The 21,120-nt window shown below is 70.3% G+C and carries 17 protein-coding genes and 1 tRNA gene; 9 read left to right on the forward strand and 9 right to left on the reverse strand.

The window, feature by feature from the left end; genetic code table 11:
• Positions 1 to 110: 110 nt before the first annotated feature.
• Positions 111 to 461 (forward strand): hypothetical protein, encoded by a 351-nt coding sequence (locus ACPYOG_RS10410; RefSeq protein WP_481294157.1) that lies wholly within the window; start codon positions 111 to 113, stop codon positions 459 to 461.
• Between the two features lie 485 nt (positions 462 to 946).
• Here ACPYOG_RS10410 and ACPYOG_RS10415 read toward each other — a convergent pair whose 3' ends face one another.
• From ACPYOG_RS10415 to ACPYOG_RS10425, 3 genes are all read right to left on the reverse strand, one after another.
• Positions 947 to 1,924 carry a ribose-phosphate diphosphokinase gene (locus tag ACPYOG_RS10415; protein ID WP_090039314.1) on the reverse strand — a complete coding sequence of 326 codons (978 nt, stop codon included), beginning with the start codon at positions 1,922 to 1,924 and terminating at the stop codon, positions 947 to 949.
• Positions 1,925 to 3,382: a bifunctional UDP-N-acetylglucosamine diphosphorylase/glucosamine-1-phosphate N-acetyltransferase GlmU gene (glmU, locus tag ACPYOG_RS10420; RefSeq protein ID WP_481294158.1), complete on the reverse strand. Its 1,458-nt coding sequence runs from the start codon at positions 3,380 to 3,382 to the stop codon at positions 1,925 to 1,927.
• Positions 3,383 to 3,411: 29 nt separating this feature from the next.
• Positions 3,412 to 3,483, reverse strand: a tRNA-Gln gene (locus tag ACPYOG_RS10425).
• Positions 3,484 to 3,551: 68 nt separating this feature from the next.
• Between ACPYOG_RS10425 and ACPYOG_RS10430 the strand changes: the two genes are divergently transcribed.
• Positions 3,552 to 4,055 carry a MarR family transcriptional regulator gene (locus ACPYOG_RS10430; RefSeq protein WP_192629445.1) on the forward strand — a complete coding sequence of 168 codons (504 nt, stop codon included), beginning with the start codon at positions 3,552 to 3,554 and terminating at the stop codon, positions 4,053 to 4,055.
• 60 nt (positions 4,056 to 4,115) lie between these two features.
• Positions 4,116 to 6,620 (forward strand): CDP-glycerol glycerophosphotransferase family protein, encoded by a 2,505-nt coding sequence (locus ACPYOG_RS10435; RefSeq protein ID WP_481294159.1) that lies wholly within the window; start codon positions 4,116 to 4,118, stop codon positions 6,618 to 6,620.
• A 45-nt stretch (positions 6,621 to 6,665) separates the two neighbouring features.
• Here ACPYOG_RS10435 and ACPYOG_RS10440 read toward each other — a convergent pair whose 3' ends face one another.
• On the reverse strand, positions 6,666 to 8,285 hold the full coding sequence (locus ACPYOG_RS10440) for an acyl-CoA dehydrogenase family protein (RefSeq protein ID WP_481294160.1): 1,620 nt from the start codon (positions 8,283 to 8,285) through the stop codon (positions 6,666 to 6,668).
• Positions 8,286 to 8,607: 322 nt separating this feature from the next.
• On the opposite strand from ACPYOG_RS10440, the gene ACPYOG_RS10445 reads away from it, so the two are divergent.
• From ACPYOG_RS10445 to ACPYOG_RS10460, 4 genes are all read left to right on the forward strand, one after another.
• Positions 8,608 to 9,357: a hypothetical protein gene (locus tag ACPYOG_RS10445; protein WP_481294161.1), complete on the forward strand. Its 750-nt coding sequence runs from the start codon at positions 8,608 to 8,610 to the stop codon at positions 9,355 to 9,357.
• Positions 9,358 to 9,359: 2 nt separating this feature from the next.
• Positions 9,360 to 9,659 carry a hypothetical protein gene (locus ACPYOG_RS10450; protein WP_481294162.1) on the forward strand — a complete coding sequence of 100 codons (300 nt, stop codon included), beginning with the start codon at positions 9,360 to 9,362 and terminating at the stop codon, positions 9,657 to 9,659.
• Between the two features lie 152 nt (positions 9,660 to 9,811).
• A complete protein-coding gene (locus ACPYOG_RS10455) occupies positions 9,812 to 11,614 on the forward strand; it encodes an ABC-F family ATP-binding cassette domain-containing protein (RefSeq protein WP_481294163.1) in 1,803 nt (600 codons plus the stop codon).
• Between the two features lie 141 nt (positions 11,615 to 11,755).
• Complete coding sequence (locus tag ACPYOG_RS10460; protein ID WP_481294164.1) at positions 11,756 to 14,602, forward strand: helix-turn-helix transcriptional regulator; 2,847 nt, start codon at positions 11,756 to 11,758, stop codon at positions 14,600 to 14,602.
• A gap of 361 nt (positions 14,603 to 14,963) precedes the next feature.
• Here ACPYOG_RS10460 and ACPYOG_RS10465 read toward each other — a convergent pair whose 3' ends face one another.
• From ACPYOG_RS10465 to metG, 4 genes are all read right to left on the reverse strand, one after another.
• A complete protein-coding gene (locus tag ACPYOG_RS10465) occupies positions 14,964 to 15,899 on the reverse strand; it encodes a 4-(cytidine 5'-diphospho)-2-C-methyl-D-erythritol kinase (protein ID WP_481294165.1) in 936 nt (311 codons plus the stop codon).
• A gap of 163 nt (positions 15,900 to 16,062) precedes the next feature.
• Positions 16,063 to 16,914 carry a 16S rRNA (adenine(1518)-N(6)/adenine(1519)-N(6))-dimethyltransferase RsmA gene (gene rsmA, locus ACPYOG_RS10470; RefSeq protein WP_481294166.1) on the reverse strand — a complete coding sequence of 284 codons (852 nt, stop codon included), beginning with the start codon at positions 16,912 to 16,914 and terminating at the stop codon, positions 16,063 to 16,065.
• A complete protein-coding gene (locus ACPYOG_RS10475; protein WP_481294167.1) occupies positions 16,911 to 17,840 on the reverse strand; it encodes a TatD family hydrolase in 930 nt (309 codons plus the stop codon). Before ACPYOG_RS10475 ends, rsmA begins: the two co-directional genes overlap by 4 nt.
• A complete protein-coding gene (gene metG / locus ACPYOG_RS10480; protein ID WP_481294168.1) occupies positions 17,837 to 19,426 on the reverse strand; it encodes a methionine--tRNA ligase in 1,590 nt (529 codons plus the stop codon). Before metG ends, ACPYOG_RS10475 begins: the two co-directional genes overlap by 4 nt.
• A gap of 144 nt (positions 19,427 to 19,570) precedes the next feature.
• Between metG and ACPYOG_RS10485 the strand changes: the two genes are divergently transcribed.
• Positions 19,571 to 19,843, forward strand: a complete 273-nt coding sequence (locus ACPYOG_RS10485) for a hypothetical protein (RefSeq protein ID WP_481294169.1) — start codon at positions 19,571 to 19,573, stop codon at positions 19,841 to 19,843.
• 11 nt (positions 19,844 to 19,854) lie between these two features.
• Positions 19,855 to 20,244, forward strand: coding sequence for a type II toxin-antitoxin system VapC family toxin (locus ACPYOG_RS10490; RefSeq protein ID WP_481294170.1), 390 nt, complete (start codon positions 19,855 to 19,857; stop codon positions 20,242 to 20,244).
• A gap of 6 nt (positions 20,245 to 20,250) precedes the next feature.
• Here ACPYOG_RS10490 and rsmI read toward each other — a convergent pair whose 3' ends face one another.
• On the reverse strand, positions 20,251 to 21,069 hold the full coding sequence (gene rsmI, locus ACPYOG_RS10495; RefSeq protein ID WP_481294171.1) for a 16S rRNA (cytidine(1402)-2'-O)-methyltransferase: 819 nt from the start codon (positions 21,067 to 21,069) through the stop codon (positions 20,251 to 20,253).
• Between the last annotated feature and the right edge of the window lie 51 nt (positions 21,070 to 21,120).

The following is a 21,120-nucleotide window of genomic DNA, read 5'->3' on the forward strand; positions in this document are numbered from 1 at the left end:
AACCCCAACCCCCGAGCCCCACCATCGAGTACACGAAGACTGCACGCGAATCCGCTGATTCGCGTGCAGTTTTTGTGTACTCGACGGCGGGGGCGCGAGAGGATGGGGTGGTGACGTACGAGGACCACCCGGAACTCGCCGAGTACGAGCCGCTCGGAGAGCGACCGCTGCGCGGGCGGACGATGACGGTCGCCAGCCGGGTCTTCGTCGTCGTCGCACTGAGCGCCCTGCTGCTGCCCGGCATCCTGCTCACCATCAGCATCCAGACTCAGACGGCCGACTACACCTGCGCCGTCTACACCCGGCAGTACCAGCCGGACGCCCTCGGCTCCTCGGCGCGCTTCGAGCTGGCGGGTCCGGTCGGCCCCGGCTGGCAGTGCTACGCGCTGAACACGGAGGGCGACGCGACCTGGGTCGCCCCGCTCGGCCTCATCCCCTCCACGCCGCACCACCTCCCGTAGCCGCCCGCTCACGGCGCCACCCGCCGCCGCCTCCGCAGCCTCCCCCTGCCGCCGTCTCGCGCCGCCGCCGCCGAGGTTCTCGACGTTGCAGGTCGGCACGGCGTGTCGGGTGCAACGTCGAGCACCTCGGCGAAGTGGGTAGCCACTCCAGGATCCGCGCAGGCAACGGAGGAGCTTTGCCCGCCTCGTCCCTCGGGTGACGAAAAGGGAGGACATCCAGCCCGGATTCGACCGGCATGTCCTCCCTTTCGTGCGAACGGCCGGGCCGACAGCAGGAATCTCCTCCTTTTTCCACCGCACGAAGGAGCCGCGGGGAAAAGGAGGCGGATGCGGCCGGCGAGATGCGGAAAGGGAGGCCGCCCCCGCCGGCGAGACGTTGGAAAGGGAGGTGGATGCAGCCGCCGCACCCCCGAGGTGCGGAAAAGGGAGGACATCCGGCCGGGAGGCGGCCGGATGTCCTCCCTTTCGGACGGAGCGGGCGACGCCTACGCGGCGCCGTCGAACATGGAGGTCACCGAGCCGTCGGTGAAGACCTCGCGGATCGCGTTCGCCAGAAGCGGCGCGATCGGAAGCACGGTCAGCTTGTCCCAGCGCTTGTGCTCGGGAAGCGGGAGGGTGTCCGTCACGACGACCGAGTCGATGACGTCGCTCTGCAGCAACTCCACCGCCGGGTCGCTGAACACGGCGTGGGTGGCGGCGACGACGACGCCCGTGGCGCCGTTCGCCTTGAGCGCCTCAGCGGCCTTCACGATGGTCCGTCCGGTGTCGATCAGGTCGTCGACAAGGAGGCAGACGCGGCCGTTCACGTCTCCGACGATCTCGTGCACCGAGACCTGGTTGGGGACGAGCGGGTCGCGGCGCTTGTGGATGATCGCGAGCGGGACCCCGAGCTTGTCGCTCCAGATGTCGGCGACGCGGACGCGGCCCATGTCGGGCGAGACGACGGTCAGCGTCGCCGGGTCGAGCTCGCGGCGCATGTGCTCGAGGAGCACCGGCATGGCGAACAGGTGGTCGACCGGCCCGTCGAAGAAGCCCTGGATCTGCGCGGCGTGCAGGTCGACCGACATGATCCGGTCGGCCCCGGCCGCCTTGAACAGGTCGGCGACGAGGCGTGCCGAGATCGGCTCGCGGCCGCGGCCCTTCTTGTCCTGGCGGGCGTACGGGTAGAACGGGGCCACGACGGTGATGCGCTTCGCCGAGGCGCGCTTGAGCGCATCCACCATGATGAGCTGCTCCATGAGCCACTCGTTGATGGGCGACGTGTGCGACTGGATGACGAACGCATCCGACCCGCGGACGCTCTCGTCGAAACGCGCGTAGATCTCGCCGTTGGCGAAGGTCCGTGCGTCGGTGGGGATCAGCTCGCTTCCGAGGCTTTCTGCGATCTCATGCGCGAGCTGGGGATGCGCGCGGCCGGAGATGAGGACGAGTCGCTTCTGGCCGGTCGTGGTGATCCCTGACACTTACTCTCCACTCTTCTCGGCCGCACTGCCGTCCGGAGCGCTGCTCTCTCGTGCAGCCCTGTCGGCGTCCGTGCCCGGTCGCTTCTGGGCGACCCAGCCTTCGATGTTGCGCTGCGGGGCGACCGTGATGGCGAGGGCACCGGCCGGGACGTCCTTTCGGACGACCGTGCCTGCTCCCGTGTACGCTCCGTCCCCCATCCTAACGGGCGCGACCAGCACGGTGTTCGTGCTGATGCGGACGTTGGAGCCGATCACCGTGCGGTGCTTGTTCACCCCGTCGTAGTTGGCCGTGATGACGCCTGCGCCGAGGTTGCCCTTCTCGCCCACCTCGGCGTCGCCGACGTAGTTGAAGTGCGCGAGCTTGGTGCCCTCGCCGATGACGGCGTTCTTGGTCTCGACGAAGGTGCCGATCTTCCCGTCGGCGCCGAGGACGGTGCCGGGGCGGAGGTACGCGAACGGTCCGACCGTCGCGCCCGCGCCGATGACGGCGAGGGTCGCATCCGTCCGGGTCACGTTCGCGCCCTCTCCGACCTCGGTGTCGGTCAGCGTGGTGTCGGGTCCGACCGTCGCGCCCGTCTCCACGACGGTCGCCCCGCGGAGCTGCGTGCCCGGGAGGATGGTGACGTCGGGTGCGAGCTTCGCCTTCACGTCGATCCAGGTCGTCGCCGGGTCCTGCACGGTCACACCGGCGAGTTGCCAGGTGCGGACCAGGAGCGCGTTGAGCTTCGCCGCAGCGTCGCTCAGCTGCGCCCGGTCGTTGATGCCCTCGACCAGCCACGACTCGGCGACGGGGAGCGCATCCACGTCGAAGCCGGCCTCGCGGAGCAGCCCGATGACGTCGGTCAGGTACTTCTCGCCCTGCGCGTTGTCGGTGGAGACCAGCGCCAGCTTGTCGCGGAGCGCGGCCAGTCCGAAGAGGTAGATGCCGGCGTTGATCTCGCCGATCCCGCGCTCGGCGTCGGTCGCATCCTTGTGCTCCACGATCCGGTCGAGGTGGCCCTGCGGTGTGCGGACGATCCGGCCGTATCCGGTCGCGTCGGAGGGGAAGGAGGACAGGATGGTCGCAGCGGCCTCACCCGAACGGTGCCGGTCGATCAGCTCGCGCAGCGTCCCGGCGTCGAGCAGCGGGACGTCGCCGTTCACGACGAGCACATCGCCCGTGAAACCCTCCGGGAGCGCCTCCACCGCCAGCTCGACGGCGCGGCCGGTGCCCGGGACCTCGTCCTGATCGACGATGACCGCCTCGGGGAGGTCTTCCGCGATCACCTCGGCGAGCCGGTCGCGCTCGTGCCGGACCACCGCGATCACGTGGGCCGCATCCAGCTCGCGGGCGGTCGCCAGCACGTGGGAGACGATCGGGATGCCGCCGAGCGGATGCAGCAGCTTCGGCGTGGCGGACTTCATCCGCGTGCCCTGCCCCGCCGCGAGGACGACGATGGCGAGATTCTGGTCGGTCATGTCCCTCCAGGGGATCGGGCTGTCGGACGCTCCGCCTCCAGGACTCGAACCTGGACCTAACAGCTCCAAAGGCTGTCGTGCTGCCATTACACCAAGGCGGAACGCGCGTTTCGCGCACCTGACAGTCTGCCAGACCCATCCCGGGTGCCACCCCCAATAGCATGGGGGTATGGCCGACGCACGCGATGAGGTTGACCGCATCGTGGATGCGTGGCTGCGGGAGCGCCCGGACCTCGACTTCGCGCCGCTCCAGGTGCTCTCGCGGGTGGACCGCCTCTCCCGTCACCTCGATCGCGCCCGCCGCGGAGCGTTCGAGCGCTCGGACCTCGAATCGTGGGAGTTCGACGTGCTGGCCGCCCTGCGCCGCGCCGGCGCGCCCTATCAGCTGAGCCCGAAGTCGCTCCTGCAGCAGACCCTCGTCTCCTCTGGCACGATGACGAACCGGATCGACCGTCTCGTCGCCCGCGGCCTGGTCGAGCGCCGCACCGACCCCAACGACGGCCGCGGCATCCTGGTGCAGATGACCGCGCAGGGCCTCACCCGGGTGGATGCCGCGATCACCCGGCTCGTGGATGCGGAGGCCGAGCTCCTCGAGGGCCTCTCCGCAGGGGACGCGGAGCGACTCGCGAGCCTGCTTCGCAAGCTCAGCCTCGGCTTCGACACGGAGAGCTGACCCGGGCGGCACGGTCCGCTCCCAGCACTCTGTTATCCCGCTCTCATAAACTGAGGGGCGATGAGACTCTCCCGACTGAAGCGACTCCCTTCTCGGGTCAAGCGCGCGGCACGCTTCGAGATCCACGCGCACTGGCGGCGCCAGCCCATCGTGCAGGGGTCCGTCTTCTACGAGTCCTTCTCGGGCAACGGGATGCTCGACAACCCGGAGGCGCTCTTCCGCGAGGTGCTCGCCTCCCCCGACCTCGGCCACCTCACCCACATCTGGGCGCTGTCCGACCTCCGCCTGTACCGTGCCGCGGTCGAGGAGTTCGCCGGCGACCCGCGCGTCAGCTTCGTCCGCTACGGTTCGTCCGCCTATTACCGGGCGCTCGCCACCAGCCAGTACCTGGTCAACAACGCGACCTTCCCGCCGGACTTCTCCAAGCGCCCCGGGCAGGTCTACCTGAACACCTGGCACGGCACGCCGCTGAAGCGCATGGGCTACGACATCGAGGATGGTGCGCTCGGCACCGCGAACATCCTCCGCAACTTCGTCCAGGCCGACTACCTCCTCTCGGCGAACCCGTTCATGTCCGAGCAGATGTACGAGACCGGGTACAAGCTGTCCGGCGTCTACCGCGGCACCCTGGTCGAAGAGGGCTACCCGCGCATCGACCGGCAGTTCCTCGACGACGCCGGCCGCGAAGCGGTACGACAGCGGCTCATCGCCGCGGGCATCCCGCTCGGCGACCGCAAGGTCATCCTGTACGCGCCCACCTGGAAGGGTGACACCTTCGGGCGCCCGGACGACGATGTGGATGCGCTGCTCGCCCACATCGGCCAGATCGAGGAGCGCATCGACACCAGCCGCTACGCGGTGCTGCTCAAGACCCACCAGACCGTGCACGCCCTCGCCGCGCACCGGCCGGAGCTGAAGCGGTTGCTCGTGCCCAACGAGATCCCGACCAATCTCGTGCTCGGCACCACCGACATCCTGATCTCGGACTACTCGAGCATCTTCTTCGACTTCCTGCAGACCGGCAGGCCCATCGTCTTCTTCACGCCCGACCTCGCCGACTACGCGGGGACGCGCGGGCTCTACTTCGAGCCCGAGGAATGGCCGGGTCCTGTCCTGCCGTCCGCGCGCGAGACCGGCGACGCGCTGCACGCGATCGCGGAGGACGGGGACCGGATCCCCGCGGAGTCGCGCGAACGCTACCTCGACATGCAGCGGCGCTTCACGCCGTACGAGGACGGCGCAGCCTCCCGCCGCGTCGTCGACATCGTCTTCCGCGGCGTGCGCGAGGGCTACCGGCTCCGGACGGACCTCGCCGACGACGGGAGGGAGAAGATCCTGCTGTACCTCGGAGGGATGCGCCCGAACGGCATCACGACCTCCGCGCTCAATCTCCTCAACAACCTGGACCACGAGCGCTACGACGTCTCGGCGTTCTTCGCCCAGAGCCGGTCGCAGGTCATCCTCGGGAAGCAGCGGCAGATCCATCCCTCCGTGCGTCAGTTCCCGCGCGTCGGCGGGATGAACGGCGCCAAGCTGCTGCACCTCGGGCGGCACCTCGACTTCCGGCGCGGGCGGATCGCTCTGCACGCCGAATCCCCTGCGCAGAACCGGCTGTGGGAGGACGAGTGGTACCGCTGCTTCGGCGACAGCCGCTTCGACTACGTGGTCGACTTCTCCGGCTACGGGCCGTTCTGGGCGGCGCTGCTCCTTCACTCCCCCGACGCTCAGCGCGCGATCTGGCTGCACAACGACCTGGCGTCCGACGCGCACCGCGAGGTCAACGGGCAGAAGCGGATGCTGCACAGCCTGACGCAGATCTTCACCCTGTACGGGCAGTACGACCACCTCGTGTCCGTGTCACCGACCTTGTCGGAGATCAACAGGACGGCCCTGGCCGAGTATGCGGCGCCCTCGAAGTTCGTCTCGGCGCTGAACACGGTGGACGCCGAGCACATCCTCGAGAACTCCACGGCCGATCTGCATGAGCTCACCTTCGACGAGGAGCTCGGCAGCATCCCGGACTGGGCCGAGCTGCTGCTCGCCGACGACGATGTGACCACGTTCGTCACCGTGGGGCGGCTGTCGCCGGAGAAGAACCAGGCGCGCCTCATCCGGGCGTTCTCCGCTGTGCACGCCGAGAATCCGCGGACGCGGCTGGTCGTCGTCGGGTCCGGTCCGCTCGCCGGCGCACTGGAGTCGCTGGTCGCCGAGCTGGGACTGACCGGCTCGGTCTTCCTGACCGGGATGCAGCGCAACCCGTACGCGATCATGGCGAAGGCCGACTGCTTCGTGCTCTCCAGCGACTACGAAGGGCAGCCGATGGTGCTTCTGGAGGCGCTCGTGCTGCAGCTGCCGATCGTCACCGTCGAGTTCGCGTCCGCCAAGAACGCGCTGCCCGCCGGAACCGGAATGGTCGTCCCGCAGACGGTCGAGGGCGTGGCCGCCGGGATGCGCGCGTTCCTCCGCGGCGAGGTCCCGGACAGCCGCTTCGACTACCACGCGTACAACCGGAAGGCCGTCGCGGAGTTCTCCCGCGCCATCGGCGCCGTTCCCGTCGACGCCTGACGCGGTCGCGGTCGCGCTCCCCCTCCGGGGTCTGGGGTGGTCGGGTCAGGCGCGGGCGGCGAGAGCTGCGAGGGCGAGCCCGGTGGGAAGCTCGCCGTACAGGGAGCCCCGCTCGGGTCCGAGGCGAGCGGCGACGAACGCGTCGGCGACCGGCTCGGAGGCGTGGCGGATCAGCAGCGACGCCTGCAGGGCCAGCGCGAGGGAGGCGACCAGCGGGCGGATGGATGCTTCGGCCGCGTCATCGGACGCCGAGACCGCGGCCACGCGCGCGCGCAGGCGATCGTGGTGCCCGTCGAAGGTCCGGTACACGCCGCGCGCCGCGGCCAGCTCCGCGTCGAACGCCTCCCAGGCTGCCGGCTCGCGCCGGAGCGCGCGCAGCACATCCAGGGCGATGACGTTGCCGGAGCCCTCCCAGATCGCCATCACCGGCTGCTCCCGATACCGCCGGGCCAGCGGGAACGCCTCCGTGTAGCCGTTCCCGCCGAGGCACTCGAGAGCTTCGTAGGCGTGGCCGGGTCCACGCTTGCAGACCCAGTACTTCGTCACCGCCGTCGCCAGCCGCCGGAACGCCACGTCGGCTGCCGGTGCGTCCTCGCCGTGCGACCGCGCCAGCCGCAGGGCGACCTCCGTCGCCGCTTCCGATTCCAGCGACAGGTCCGCCAGCACGGCCGTCATGGCCGGCTGATCGATCAGGCGGGAACCGAAGGCCGACCGGTGCCGGACGTGCCAGGCCGCCTCCGCGACGGCCTGCCGCATCCCTGCAGCGCTCCCGTAGACGCAGTCGAGGCGCGTGCGGTTCACCATCTCGAGGATGGTCCGCACCCCACGCCCCTCCTCTCCCAGCAGGTAGCCGACCGTCTCGTCGAATTCGACCTCGCTGGACGCGTTGGAGCGGTTGCCGAGCTTGTCCTTCAGCCGTTGGACGAGGAACACGTTGCGCTCGCCGCCCTCCAGCACCCGCGGCACGAGGAAGCAGGAGAGCCCGCCGGCCGTCTGTGCGAGGACCAGGAAGGCGTCCGACATCGGCGCCGAGCAGAACCATTTGTGCCCGGTGAGGAGCCAACGCTCCTCCCCGTCGGCGAGCGCGCGGGTGGTGTTGGCGCGCACATCCGACCCGCCCTGCTTCTCGGTCATGGCCATGCCGAACAGCGCGGAGGTCTTGCCCGGGAGGAGTCGGCCGTCGTATTCGCGACTGAGGAGGCGGGGCATCCACTCGGCGGCGAGCGCATCGGACGCGGCGAGCGCCGGGACCGCTGCCTGCGTCATCGACACCGGGCAGGCGTGTCCGGGCTCGACCTGCGCGAACAACATGAAGGTCGCGGCGCGCGCGACATTCGCTCCGGGCCGCGGCTCCGCCCAGGCGGAGGTGTGCGCGCCGGCGGCGACGGCCGCCGCGAGGACGCGATGGTACCCGTCATCGTACTCGACCTCGTCGATCCGGTTGCCCCACCGGTCGAACGCGTGCAACTGCGGCTCGTGGAGGTTCGCGAGCTCCGCATCCCGCTGGAACCCCGCCGACCCCACCAGCCGCCCGACCTCATCCAGCGAGGCAGCGGCCCAGCCGGCTTCGTACCGTTCCACTCCCTCGCGCAGCGGAAGGTTCGCGGCGAACTCGCCCACGTCGACACGCGGAGGGGCCTGGTTCACGACGGTGTGAGTGACCATGGCGGGAGTCTACGTCGGCCGCCGCGTCGTGGCAGCGGCCAGAGGATTCCCTCACGGAAGTCGGCGTCCGAGTCCAGCAACTCGTCGACCCGGGAGGACCAGTCGGGCATCCGGTCCAGGGCCTTCAAGACATCGCGTCGCACACCCCCGCTCCCTTCAAAAAATCGGAGGCGAGCGGGGGTCTTTTGCACGTATACCCGACCGGTTCGGCAACCTTCGCGTCACGATTAGTAGACACCATCGTCTACCCGAGTAACGGGGTCATTCCCTGCTTGGTCGCGCGTGAATCGTGCGTTCAAAGACGAACGAATAGGAGATACAAATGAACCGACTGACGAAGGTGGCGTCGGCAAGCGGCATTGCGCTGGGCCTGGTCCTTGGGACTGGGATCACCGCGGCGAATGCGGACGAGGCACCCGACTCCGCTGAGGCAGTGTTCAGCGACTTCGTGGACGCATTGAACGTCAGCGACACCACCGATGCCGCCCTCAACCAGAAGTTCGACCAGCTGCCCGCGGCCGAGCAGGAGCGGGTCGCGGACACAATCGAGGAGGACCCACTGTCGCTGATGCAATTCAGCACCGGCGCGCCGATCCTGACCTCGAGTACCGGAACCGCCGCAGAGCCGGCGCTGGCACGCAACATTGCCAGCTCCATCAAGACGGCGTCGCATCACAGCGTCCCCAGCGGCAAGCGAGCGTCGGCACGAAACGCCGCCAGCGGACTCCACATTCAGACTGTCGCCACCAACCCCCGGTACACGGCTACCTACCTGGTGAACGCAAGCCTGTTCGGCATCACGACCGGCACCTTCAACATGCGATACGTCTTCGAAGCAACCTCCACCAACGTCACCCGTAACCTGGAGTGCACCGGGTGGTTCACCGGGGCAGCCGGAATCTGGAACATCAGCACCAGCCAGAGCAACTACGTCTCCGGTGGTTCGGGTGAATGCACGGTCCGGTATAACATGGCGCTTGCCTTCAAGGGGTCCTTCTTTAGCGCCAATAAGCAGCAGCAGCTCATTTACACGGGCACCCGGCTCACCAGCGCGACCCTGAAGAACGTCTAGCCATGACTGCCACTGCTATGACGCGAACCCACCCTGCCGTGACCGACCGATGGCTCCTGGCCGCCTCCGTAGCGGTCAGTGTGCTCGCTCCAGTCGTGTGGCCTGCCCTTATTGGTGCGGTCGTCCTCCTGGTCTGGGTCTCGGTGCGATTGGCCCGACAGCGGCCCCGCTCGGTGGCGCCGCTCACCACCGCGATTGTCGTGCTGAGCCTGTCGATCGTGGTTTCGGCGGCTCTGGGTGTCGCTACCGCACTAACCGTCTCCGATACGGGAGACGGAGGGGTGACGCTCATCCAGGGGTGACCATTCGCCCCACCAACCCGGCTCGAAGGACTCGTTCCCCCTCCTTCGAGCCGGGGTATCTTGTTTGCAGTGCGCTCCTTCACATAGGTAATTTGGGCCACACCCGCCACCGCGTCTGCCGCACGACCGGCCCCGGTAGGCTGGAGACTCTCATGGCTCACCTTCTCGGCGCGGAATCGCTCCACCTGGAGTACCCGACGCGCACCGTCTTCGACTCCGTCACGCTCGGCATCGCGGAGGGCGACCGGATCGGCGTGGTGGGCCGCAACGGGGACGGCAAGTCGACCCTGCTCCAGCTGCTCGCCGGACGCTTGGAGCCGGACGACGGGCGGGTCACCCGGCGGCGCGGCGTGACGGTCGGGATGCTGGATCAGCGGGACGAACTGCCCTCCACTGTGACGGTCGGGCATTCCATCGTCGGGGACCGCGACGAGCACCTCTGGGCGGGCGACCCCCGCGTCCGCGACGTTCTCGCCGGGCTGGTGTCGGACATCCGCTGGGATGCGACCATCGCCGAGCTCTCCGGCGGACAGCGCCGCCGCGTGGCGCTCGCGGCGCTGCTGGTGCACGACCACGACATCCTGTTCCTGGACGAGCCGACGAACCATCTCGACCTGGAGGGTGTCGCCTGGCTGGCGCAGCACCTGAAATCCCGCTGGGCCGCCACCTCCGGCGCGCTCGTAGTGGTGACGCACGACCGCTGGTTCCTCGACGAGGTCTCGACGACCACGTGGGAGGTTCACGACGGCATCGTCGAGCCGTTCGAGGGCGGCTACGCCGCGTACATTCTGCAGCGCGTGGAGCGTGACCGGATGTCGTCGGTCGCCGAGACGAAGCGGCAGAACCTCATGCGCAAGGAGCTCGCGTGGCTCCGCCGGGGCGCGCCGGCGCGGACCTCGAAGCCGAAGTTCCGGATGGATGCCGCGGCCACGCTGATCGCCGACGAACCGCCGATCCGCGACTCCGTCGAGCTGACGACTCTCGCCACCGCGCGTCTGGGCAAGGACGTGGTCGACCTCATCGACGTCTCCGTGTCGTATCCGCCGAAGACCGTGCTGCGCGACGTCGAGTGGCGGATCGCCCCGGGCGAGCGCACCGGCATCCTCGGCGTCAACGGCGCGGGCAAGTCCACTCTGCTCGGCCTCGTCGCCGGAACTGTCCGCGCCGACTCGGGCACGGTGAAGCGCGGCAAGACGGTCCGGATCGCCACGCTCACCCAGCAGCTGTCCGAGCTGGACGAGGTGCAAGACCAGCGCGTCAGCGCGGTCGTCGCCGGCAAGCGCACGACGTACCTCGCGGGCGGCAAGGAGGTGACGCCCGGTCAGCTGCTGGAGCGCCTCGGCTTCTCCAACGCCCAGCTCGCCACACCGGTGAAGGACCTCTCGGGCGGTCAGAAGCGTCGCCTCCAGCTGCTCCTCATCCTGCTCGACGAGCCGAACGTGCTCATCCTGGACGAGCCGACCAACGACCTGGACACCGACATGCTGGCCGCCATGGAGGACCTGCTCGACTCGTGGCCGGGGACGCTGCTGGTCGTCTCGCACGACCGCTACCTGCTGGAGCGTGTCACCGACCAGCAGTACGCGATCCTGGATGGGCGGCTGCGGCACCTGCCGGGCGGCGTGGACGAGTACCTCCGACTGCGGCGGGCGCAGGAGGCGAGCGGCCCGGAACGCACGGACGCATCCACCCCATCCACCGCATCCACGCCGTCGCCCGGCCCGGCCCTCAGCGGCGCGGCACTGCGCGCTGCCGAGAAGGAGCTGTCGGCACTCGACCGCCGCCTGGGCAAGGTCAGCGACCAGGTCGCCGCCAAACACGAGGAGCTCGCCCGCCACGACCAGAGCGACTACGTGGGCCTCGGCCGGCTCACCGAGGAGCTGCGCGCGCTGGAGGGCGAGGTCGCCGACCTCGAGACCCGCTGGCTGGAGCTCTCGGAGCAGCTCGAGGCCTGAGCCCGGCCCGCCGCATCCCGGCCCGCAGCCCGGCCGCACCCCCGGAGTGGGGAATCCGCCCGAGACCTCGGTGTGGGATGATCCTGAGATCGGTCGCGCATCCGACCCGAAGCGGCGCCCGACAGGAACGGGGAGCCGAACGTGACGGACGACAGCCCGGCCGGCGACGCCCGGCCGTTGTTCGGCCGCGATCGTGCGCGCGAGACGATACTGCTCGTTGCTCACCGTGCCCGCGACCGGGGCGGGGCCGTGCTCGTCACGGGTGAGGCGGGCCTCGGCAAGACCACACTGCTCGCGGACGTCGCCGAGCGCCTGGACGGATGGACGGTGCTCCGCGTCCACGCCGACTCGTTCGAGTCCGACCTGGCCTACGCGACCGTCGAGACGCTGGTGCGCGGGCTGAACGCTCTGACCCGGCCCGGCGGGACGCGCACCCCCGGCGGTGCGCGGGCGAGCAGATCGCCGGGCGATCTCCGGACCCCGTCCTCCGGCGACGATCCGCTGACGGTCGGCCGCCTCCTCCTCGACGCCATCGATGCGATCGACGGGCCGGTGTGCCTCATCGTCGACGATGCGCAGTGGGCGGATGAGCCGTCCGTGCGGGCGCTGCGCTTCCTCGCGCGCCGCCTCGTGGACCAGAGCTTCCTCTTCCTGGCGGCGACGCGGCCGCAGCAGAACAGCGTCGTCGCGCTGTTCGACGACATCGCCTCAACCACCGCGAACCGCGCACGGATCGACCTCACGCCGCTGACCGTCGGCGACACCCAGGAGCTCGCCCACCACCTGCTCGGCCATCCCGTCTCCCGGCGCACCGCGACGCGGCTCACCGAGGCGACGCAGGGGTCGCCGCTGCTGCTCAGCGTGCTCCTGGGCCAGCTGCGAGACACGTTCGCGCAGGCCATGCATCCAGCGGGATGGGACCTGCCTGCCACCGCCATCGCCCCGCTCGCCACGGCGATCTCCGCGTCGCTGGAGGGCGCTGCTCCCTCGGTGCGCGGTGCGGCCGAGCTGGTGGCCGTGCTGCGCGATCCGCTGCCGCTCCCCGTCGTCGGGACGATCGCGGACCGCCTGGGCGTCGAAGTGGATGTGTCCGCGGCGGTCGCCCGCGGCCTCGTCCTCGCCGAGACGCGCGACGGCGTCGTGAACGTGGAGCCGGCGCACACCATCCTCGCCGACACGCTCGCCGGTGAGCTGACGCTCGCGCGCAGGGTCGCCATCCATCGGGTCGCGGCCGAGGTGCTGTCCGGGCACCGCGCCCTGCGGCACCGTGTGGAGGCGGCCGACCGCGCCGACCCGACCCTCGTCGCCGAGCTGCTCGCGGCTGCGCTCGCGGTGTCCGACCTCGGACGGGGCGAGCAGGCGCTCAGCTACGCGCGCTCGGCCGTCGAACTCGCCGACGGGAGGAACGCCGGGCGGGCGCTGCTGGAGCTCGGACTCATCGCGATGCGGTTCCGGATGCACGAGCGCATCCTGGACCTGCGGCCGGCCTTCGAGGCGACCCCGCCCTCCCCCACGCGAGATGCCGTTCTGCTGGAGCTGCGCACGCTCTCCCGCGACGTTCCCGGGGCGCTGGCGCTCGCGCTCGAGTTCGAGCGGCGCCCGGCGACGACACCCGACGAGCGCGCGCTGCGGGCGCACACGGCCGAGGCGCTGCCCAAGGTGCTCATGGCGAGCGGCGACTTCGCCGGAGTGCTCGACCATCTGGATGCGGGCCGCCGGCACATCGCGGAGAGCCCGGACCCGGCAGAGGTCGCCGACCCGGCGCTGCGCTGGCTGGCGGCACCGCAGGACGACCTCACCCGGTTGCTGGGATGGGCCATCAACTCCGCCGCGCACGCCGGGCGTCCCGATCTCTTCGGCCCACTGACTCTCGAACTGGACGAGCTGCTCGCCGGGCACGAGTCGCCCGCCGCGGTGGACGCCCTCGTCAGCCGCTCGCGGGTGTTCATCCTGAGCGGCGACATCCAGCGGGCGCGCGCGGACCTGGCGCGCGCCGCCCAGCTGGTACGGCGCTTCCCGACCAGCTGGACCGCGGGATTCGCGCGCACGATGTACGCGCACATCCTGTTCCTGACGGGCGAATGGGAGGAGTCGGTCACCCTCGCCGACACCGCTGTCGCTCTCGCGCTCGACGAGACCGACCTGTCGTGCTGGCCGATCGCGCTCGGGGTGTCCGCACTCGTGCGCGCGGGACGCGGAGAGGCCGACGCCGTGGAGGAGCGGCTGCGCGCCGCGGCGCAGGCCGACCCGCGCATCACGGGCTCCTACGACGGCGACCTGCCGTACCTGGCGCGCGCGGAGCTGGGTCGTGCCCTGGGCCGGCCCGACGACCAGCTGGCAGCGACGGAGGAGGCGGAGGCGGCCGCATCCCGCGGTTCGACGCTCGGCTGGCTGACCTATCGGGTTGATGCCCTCGCGGCGCTCGGACGCGCGGAGGATGCACGCGCCGCCTACGAGCGGTGCGCCGCGCCTGGACTGTGGCGGCCCTCCTACGGCTCGCTGCTCTGGCTCGAGGGCCGGGTGCTCGAGGCGGAAGGGCGCCTGGGCGACGCCCTCGCGGCCTATCGGGCCGCGGCCGGGGAGCCGGGGGCGGAGCTGTTCCCCTTCCCGCAGGCCGTCGCCGCGCTCGACGCGGGGCGTCTCGCCGTCGCCGCAGGGGCGACGGGACACGGACGGGAACTGCTGGAGGCGGCAGCGACGACGTTCCGCCGGCTCGGGGCGTCCGGATACCTGGCGCGCTGCATCCACCTGCTCGAGGAGACGGCGACCCCGGCGACCGCCGTCGATCCGCTCGCGACCCTGACCACCCGGGAGCGGCAGGTGGCGCATGCCCTCGCAGCCGGGATGACGAACAAGGAGATCGCCGAGCGGCTGTACGTGTCGGTGACGACCGTGAACTTCCACGTGCGCAACATCCTGTCGAAGCTCGGGCTGCGTTCGCGGCGCGACCTGCGGACGCTGTCCCGGAGGCGACCCGTCAAGTCTTGACGGTTTCCGTCTCCGGACAGGGCGCGTCGAGCGGTCGCTCGCTACGTTGGAAGCACCTGGGATGCCCGGCCCGGCGCGTGGATACGCTTCCCCTCATCGACGAATCGTCTCAACCCGACGCGCGTCGTCGCCGGGCATCCTCGGGCAACGACCAGCGCGTCGGCGGCGGCGACATTCCTGACGAATGTCGCGTGGGACGCGGTGTAGGGCAACATTCGTCACGAATGTCCACTCCGCCCAGCGCAACGCAACATTCGTCACGAATGTCCCCTCTCACGCCGCGCAGGGCAACATTCTTGACGAATGTTGCGTGGGACGCGGTGCAGGGCAACATTCGTGACGAATGTGCCGGGAGGCGCAGTCAGTCGTTCAGGATGCGGGCGCCGTGCACCGGGCCGATGGCCCGGACGGCCGTGACGCGGGCCGCGCTGAGGGCGATCTGCAGGTCGATCGCCGAGTCGAGGTCGGCGGCCAGGAACGCGACCGTCGGTCCGGAGCCCGACACGATCCCGGAGAGCGCCCCGTTCATCTCGCCGAGCTCGATCACGTCCGCGATCTCGGGGACGAGGTGGATGGCCGGTGCCTGCAGGTCGTTCGTCAGCGCCTCGGCGAGCATGGCCGGGTCCCCCGCGCGGAGGGCCTGCAGCACCGCCGAATCCACGCTCGGCGTGAGTTGGGCCGGCGCGATGTCGGCCGCGTGACGTTCCCGGTGCCGGTCGAGCTCGCTGTAGACGAGCGGTGTGCTCAGCTCGCCCTCGGGAAGCGCGAGCACCCACTGGAACTGGCCGGTCGCGAGGGCCGGGCTCAGCCGGTCGCCCCGTCCCGTGCCGATCGCGGTGCCGCCGACGAGGGCGAAGGGCACGTCGGCGCCGAGGCGCGCGGCGAGCGCGAGAAGCTCCTCACGGCCGAGGTCGGTGCCCCAGAGGGCGTCGCAGGCGACCAGTGTCGCAGCCGCGTCGGCCGAGCCGCCGCCCATCCCGCCGGCGACGGGGACGTGCTTGTCGATCTCCAGCCGCACGCCGCCCTGATAACCGGACCGCTTCGCCAGCAGCCGGGCCGCCTTCATCGCGAGGTTGGTGTCGTCGCGCGGCACCCCGCTCGTGTCGATGCTCCCGCCGAAGCTCATCGAGAAGTCGTCGGCATGGTAGGCGCGGACATCCTCATAGAGGGACACGGCCTGGTACGCCGTCGCGACGTCGTGGTACCCGTCCTCCATGACGGCACCCACACGCATGAACACGTTGATCTTGCCCGGAGCCCGGACGTGCACCCCGTCGACGTCCCACGCGTCCACCATGCTTCCAACCTACACACCCGGGATGCTCCCCGCTGTGCGACGCCTGGGCGCGCGTTCGTATCCCTGTCGTCGCCACGGCGCGCGGAACGAGCAGCGGACCAGCGGACCGCCACCGCGGGCTGCGCTCCGAGGGCAGCGGCTGGGCGACGGCTGGGCGATGGCCCTAGGCCGCCGGGACCGACCCGAGCCGGGCGAAGTCGGCGAGCGACAGCTGCTCGCCACGGAGGGACGGGTCGATTTCCGCCGCCTGCAGCGCAGTGGCCGCCGACGTCGGATCGCCGAACACCGGCGCCAGGGCCTGACGGAGGGTCTTCCGGCGCTGCTGGAAGGCCGCATCCACGAGGGCGAACGTCCGGCGGCGCAGCTCCTCGCTCCCGGTGTCGTGCTCATGCCGTTCGAAGCCGACGAGGACCGAGTCCACATTCGGCACCGGCCAGAAGACCTGGCGGCTCACGGCCCCGGCCGTGCGCCAGGTGCCGTACCAGGCGGCCTTCACGCTCGGTGCGCCGTACACCTTCGAGCCGGGCGGCGCCGCGATCCGGTGGCCGACCTCCGCCTGCACCATCACGACGCCCGAGCGGAGGCTGGGGAAGCGCTCCAGGAAGTGGAGCAGCACCGGCACGGAGATGTTGTAGGGCAGGTTGGCGACCAGCCGGACGGGATCCACCGGGAGCTCGGTCACGGCCAGTGCGTCGCGATGGACGACCGTGAGCCGGGATGCCGCCGCCGGGGCGAGCTCGCCGACCGTGATCGGCAGTTGGGCCGCCAGGCGCCCGTCGATCTCGACGGCGACGACCGACGCTCCCGCCTCCAGCAGCCCGAGGGTCAGCGACCCGAGGCCCGGGCCGATCTCGACGACACGGTCGCCGGACTCGACCTCGGCGACCCGGACGATGCGCCGGACGGTGTTCGCGTCGATGACGAAGTTCTGCCCGAGCTTCTTGGTCGGGGTGACGTCGAGCAGCTCCGCCAGATCGCGGATCTCCGCCGGCCCGAGCAGCCGGACCTCGCTCACGCGATGATCCCGATCGGCATGGTGGGCGGCGGCCCGACGGGTTCGCTGTCCCACCGGCCGTAGACGAGCTCGGTGTTGGAGTTGATCTGCGCGGCGAGCGTGGACGCGTCCGTGCCCATCACCTCGGCCATGGCGCGGAGCGTGTGCGGGATGAGGTACGGAGCGTTCGGCCGGCCGCGAAACGGCATCGGGGTGAGGAAGGGCGCATCCGTCTCCACCATGACCAGGTGGCGCGGCGCGGCAGCGAGAGCGGCACGGAGGTTCGGCGCGTTCTTGAAGGTCAGGTTGCCGGCGAACGACATGTACCAGCCGTTGTCGGCGCAGATCCGTGCGAGCTCGATGTCGCCGGAGAAGCAGTGGAACACTGTCCGCTCCGGTGCGCCGACCCGCTTGAGCGTCGCGACGACCGCCGCGTGCGCGTCGCGGTCGTGGATCTGCAGGGCGATGCCGTTCTGCTTGGCGATCTCGATGTGCGCTTCGAACGACCGGAATTGCGCATCGCGGCGCCGCCCTTCCTCTGTGCGGAAGAAGTCGAGCCCGGTCTCGCCGACGGCGCGCACGCGCGGGCGCCGGGCGAGGCCGTCGATGATCGCGAGGGCGTCATCCAACTCGCCGCGCTCGGCGTAGTCGGGCGCGTCGTTCGGGTGGAGGGCTACGGCGGCGAGCATCCGCGGTTCGATGGCGGCCATGTCCGCGGACCATTGCGAGGTCTCCACGTCGTTGCCGACCTGCACGACGCCGCGCACGCCGACGCTGGATGCGCGGTCGAGCTGCTCCCGGTAGTCCAGGGGCTGCTCCCCGTCGGCCATCTCCAGGTGCGTGTGGTTGTCGTAGACGGGGACGACGAGCGCCTCGGGCAGCGGAGGGTAGGCCAGGTCGCGGCCGTCCGTGACGTGCCGCTGCCGGACGAACGACGGGTCCGTCATACGGCGGCGACCGCCTCCGCGTCGATCCGCGGGAACAGCGCGTCCAGACCGTTGACCTCGGTGCCTGCGGGAAGCCGGCCCCAGTCGCCGGCTGTACGGAGGCCCTGCGCGGTCAGCGGGCCGAGCTCGCCTTCCACCCCAAGCGCCTCCCACAGCTTGGTCGTGGCACCCGGGATGACCGGCGAGAGCAGCACTGCGAGCGCCCGGAGGCCCTCCGCTGCCGTGTACAGCACGGTTCCGAGACGCTCGCGCTGCGCGTCGTCCTTCGCCAGCGCCCACGGCTCCTGCTCGGTGATGTAGCCGTTGAGCTCGTCGACGATCCGCCAGATCGCGGTGAGGGCGTCGTGGATGCCGAGCCGGGCGATCGCCGCGTCCGCGTCCGCCGTGGCCGTGCGCACGACCGACTGCACCGCCAGATCGACCTCCTGGTACGCACCCGCCGGCGGCACGATCCCGCCGAAGTACCGCGTGAGCATGGCGATCACGCGCGACGCGAGGTTGCCGAACCCGTTGGCGAGCTCCGCCTGGTACCGCGCGGCCAGGTCCTCCCAGCTGAACGAGCCGTCCTGCCCGAAGTTGATGGCGCGCATGAAGTAGTAGCGGAACGCATCCGACCCGAACGTGTCCGTGATCTGGGTCGGGGCGATGCCGGTCAGCTTCGACTTGGACATCTTCTCGCCGCCGACGAGCAGCCAGCCGTGTCCGAAGACGCGCTGCGGCACCTCCAGTCCCGCGGCCATCAGCATCGCGGGCCAGATGACGGCGTGGAAGCGCAGGATGTCTTTGCCGACCAGGTGGTTCGCCGGCCAACGCCGTGCGAACTCCTCCTCGTCCTGCCCGTAACCGACCGCGGTGATGTAGTTGAGGAGTGCGTCGAACCACACGTAGACGACGTGCGACTCGTCCCACGGCACCTTGATGCCCCAGTCGAAGCTCGAACGCGAGATGGACAGGTCGGAGAGCCCCTGGCGCACGAAGCTGACCACCTCGTTGCGGGCCGACTCCGGCTGCACGAAGTCCGGCCGCTCCTCGTAGAGGGCGAGCAGCCGGTCGGCGAACTGGCTCATCCGGAAGAAGTAGTTCTTCTCCTGCAGGAGCTCCAGCGGCTTCGAGTGGATGGCGCAGACCTTCTGACCCGCGTACTCGCCGGTGCCGTCGACGATCTCGCTCTGCGGCTTGAACTCCTCGCAGCCGACGCAGTACAGCGCCTCGTACTCGCCGGCGTAGATGTAGCCGTCGTCGTAGAGCTTCTGGAGGAACTTCTGGACGTTGACCTCGTGACGCTCGTCCGTCGTGCGGATGAAGTCGTCGTTGGCGATGTCGATGGTCTTCAGCAGCGGCAGCCACTCCTCGCTGACGAGCTTGTCGGCCCACTCCTGCGGCGTCGTGCCGTTCGCGGTGGCCGTGCGCAGGATCTTCTGGCCGTGCTCGTCCGTCCCGGTGAGGAGCCAGGTGTCGTCGCCGGCCTGGCGGTGCCACCTGGCGAGGACGTCGGCCGCCACCTCCGTGTAGGCATGCCCGATGTGCGGGACATCATTCACGTAGAAGATCGGCGTGGTGATGTAGAAGGAGGAGCCGTCGGACATGCTGACCATCCTACGGGCGCGCGGACGCGCGGATCGGCGTGTTACCGCGCCTGTGGAGAACCGCGGCGGGATGTGGAGACTACTCCGCCCTCGGAGCGAGAAGAGCTAGAATGGCTCTGCTTGCCACCGATCGGAGCCATATCCATGAGAATAGCCCTCGCTGACGATCTTCCGCGGGTCCCGATCAGCGCATTCAAGTCCAACCCCGTCCGCTACCTCGAGACCGGAGCACTCGTGACCAATCACGGGAAAGTGCGGGCGGCATTCGTCCCCATAGCGGAGCCGGACGATGCGCTCGACGGTGTCAAGGCGCAACTGCGACTCCTCGCCCGGATGAGCTCGCCGGAGGATGTGGCCGACGAACTGGCGGAGCTCTCTGCCGGCCGTGACACCGAAACGGTCGGAGACGTCCGGTGAGCCCGCGGGCGATGCTCGACACCAGCGTGATCGTCGCGGGCTTCACCCCGGAGATCATCGCGGATTTCGAGAGCTATGCGTCCTCCATGATCTGCCGGGCGGAGTTGGCCCGCGGCCTTGCGGTCTTCGCCGAGGACCCGGCGAGGAAGAGCCGGGCGCTGATCCGGCGCGAGCTTCTGCAGCTGCTCGATTCCATCCCCGGGTTCTGGATGGAGTTCGACCAGCGCGCCGCGGACGGCTTCGGTCGACTCACCGCACAGCCGAAATCCGCGATGCGACTGAAGGATGCGCTCATCGCCGGGCACGCCTACGCGCACGACCTGACGCTCGTCACTCGCGACGACGGGTTCAGCCGGTTCCCCGCCGTACGCCTCGAAGTGCTGCCCTCAAAAGAGGGCTGATCGCGGTCAGCCGCGCCGCGCGAGCGCCGCCTGGTACAGGTCGCGCTTGCCTAGCCCGGTCGCGTCCGCGACCTCGGCGGCCGCATCCTTCAGCCGGGTGCCGGAGGCGACCAGCGCGAGCACCTGCTCCAGAGCGGTCTCGGGATCGGCCGCCCGCGCCGGCGCGCCGGCCACCACCACCACGATCTCGCCGCGGACGCCCTCGGCTGCCCAGGTCGCCAGCTCGGCCGCGCTTCCCCGCCGGACCTCCTCGTAGAGCTTGGTCAGCTCACGGCAGACCGCGACCCGGCGGTCGTCGCCGAAGACTGCGGCGATATCCGCGAGCGAGGCCGCGATCCGATTCGGCGACTCGAAGAAGACCATCGTGCGGGACTCGGCCGCGAGCGCCCGGAGCGCCGAGAGGCGCTCCCCCTGCTTCCGCGGCAGAAAGCCCTCAAAGGTGAACCGGTCGGTCGGCAGGCCGGATACCGCGAGCGCGGTCAGGACCGCCGACGGCCCCGGCAGGGCCGTGACGGCGACTCCGGCCGCGGCGGCGGCCTCCACGAGGTGGAACCCGGGATCCGACACGGTGGGCATTCCGGCGTCGCTGAGCAGCACCACATCCTGATCGCGCGCCAGCTCCACGAGCTCGCCGGCGCGGTCGCGCTCATTGTGGTCGTGCAGGGCGATCAGGCGCGGCCGGTTCGCCACGCCGAGCCCGGCGAGCAGGCGCTGCGCCACGCGCGTGTCCTCCGCGGCCACGATCGTCGCCGCTTCCAGGACCTCCACCAGCCGCCGCGACGCGTCGCCGAGGTTGCCGATCGGTGTGGCGGCGAGGATGATCATGCGCCCTAGTCTGACAGCCGCACGTCGGCCGCTCGCGCGCCCGAATGCCGG

The sequence above is a fragment of the Leifsonia sp. HAY1-4F genome (genome assembly GCF_056755275.1).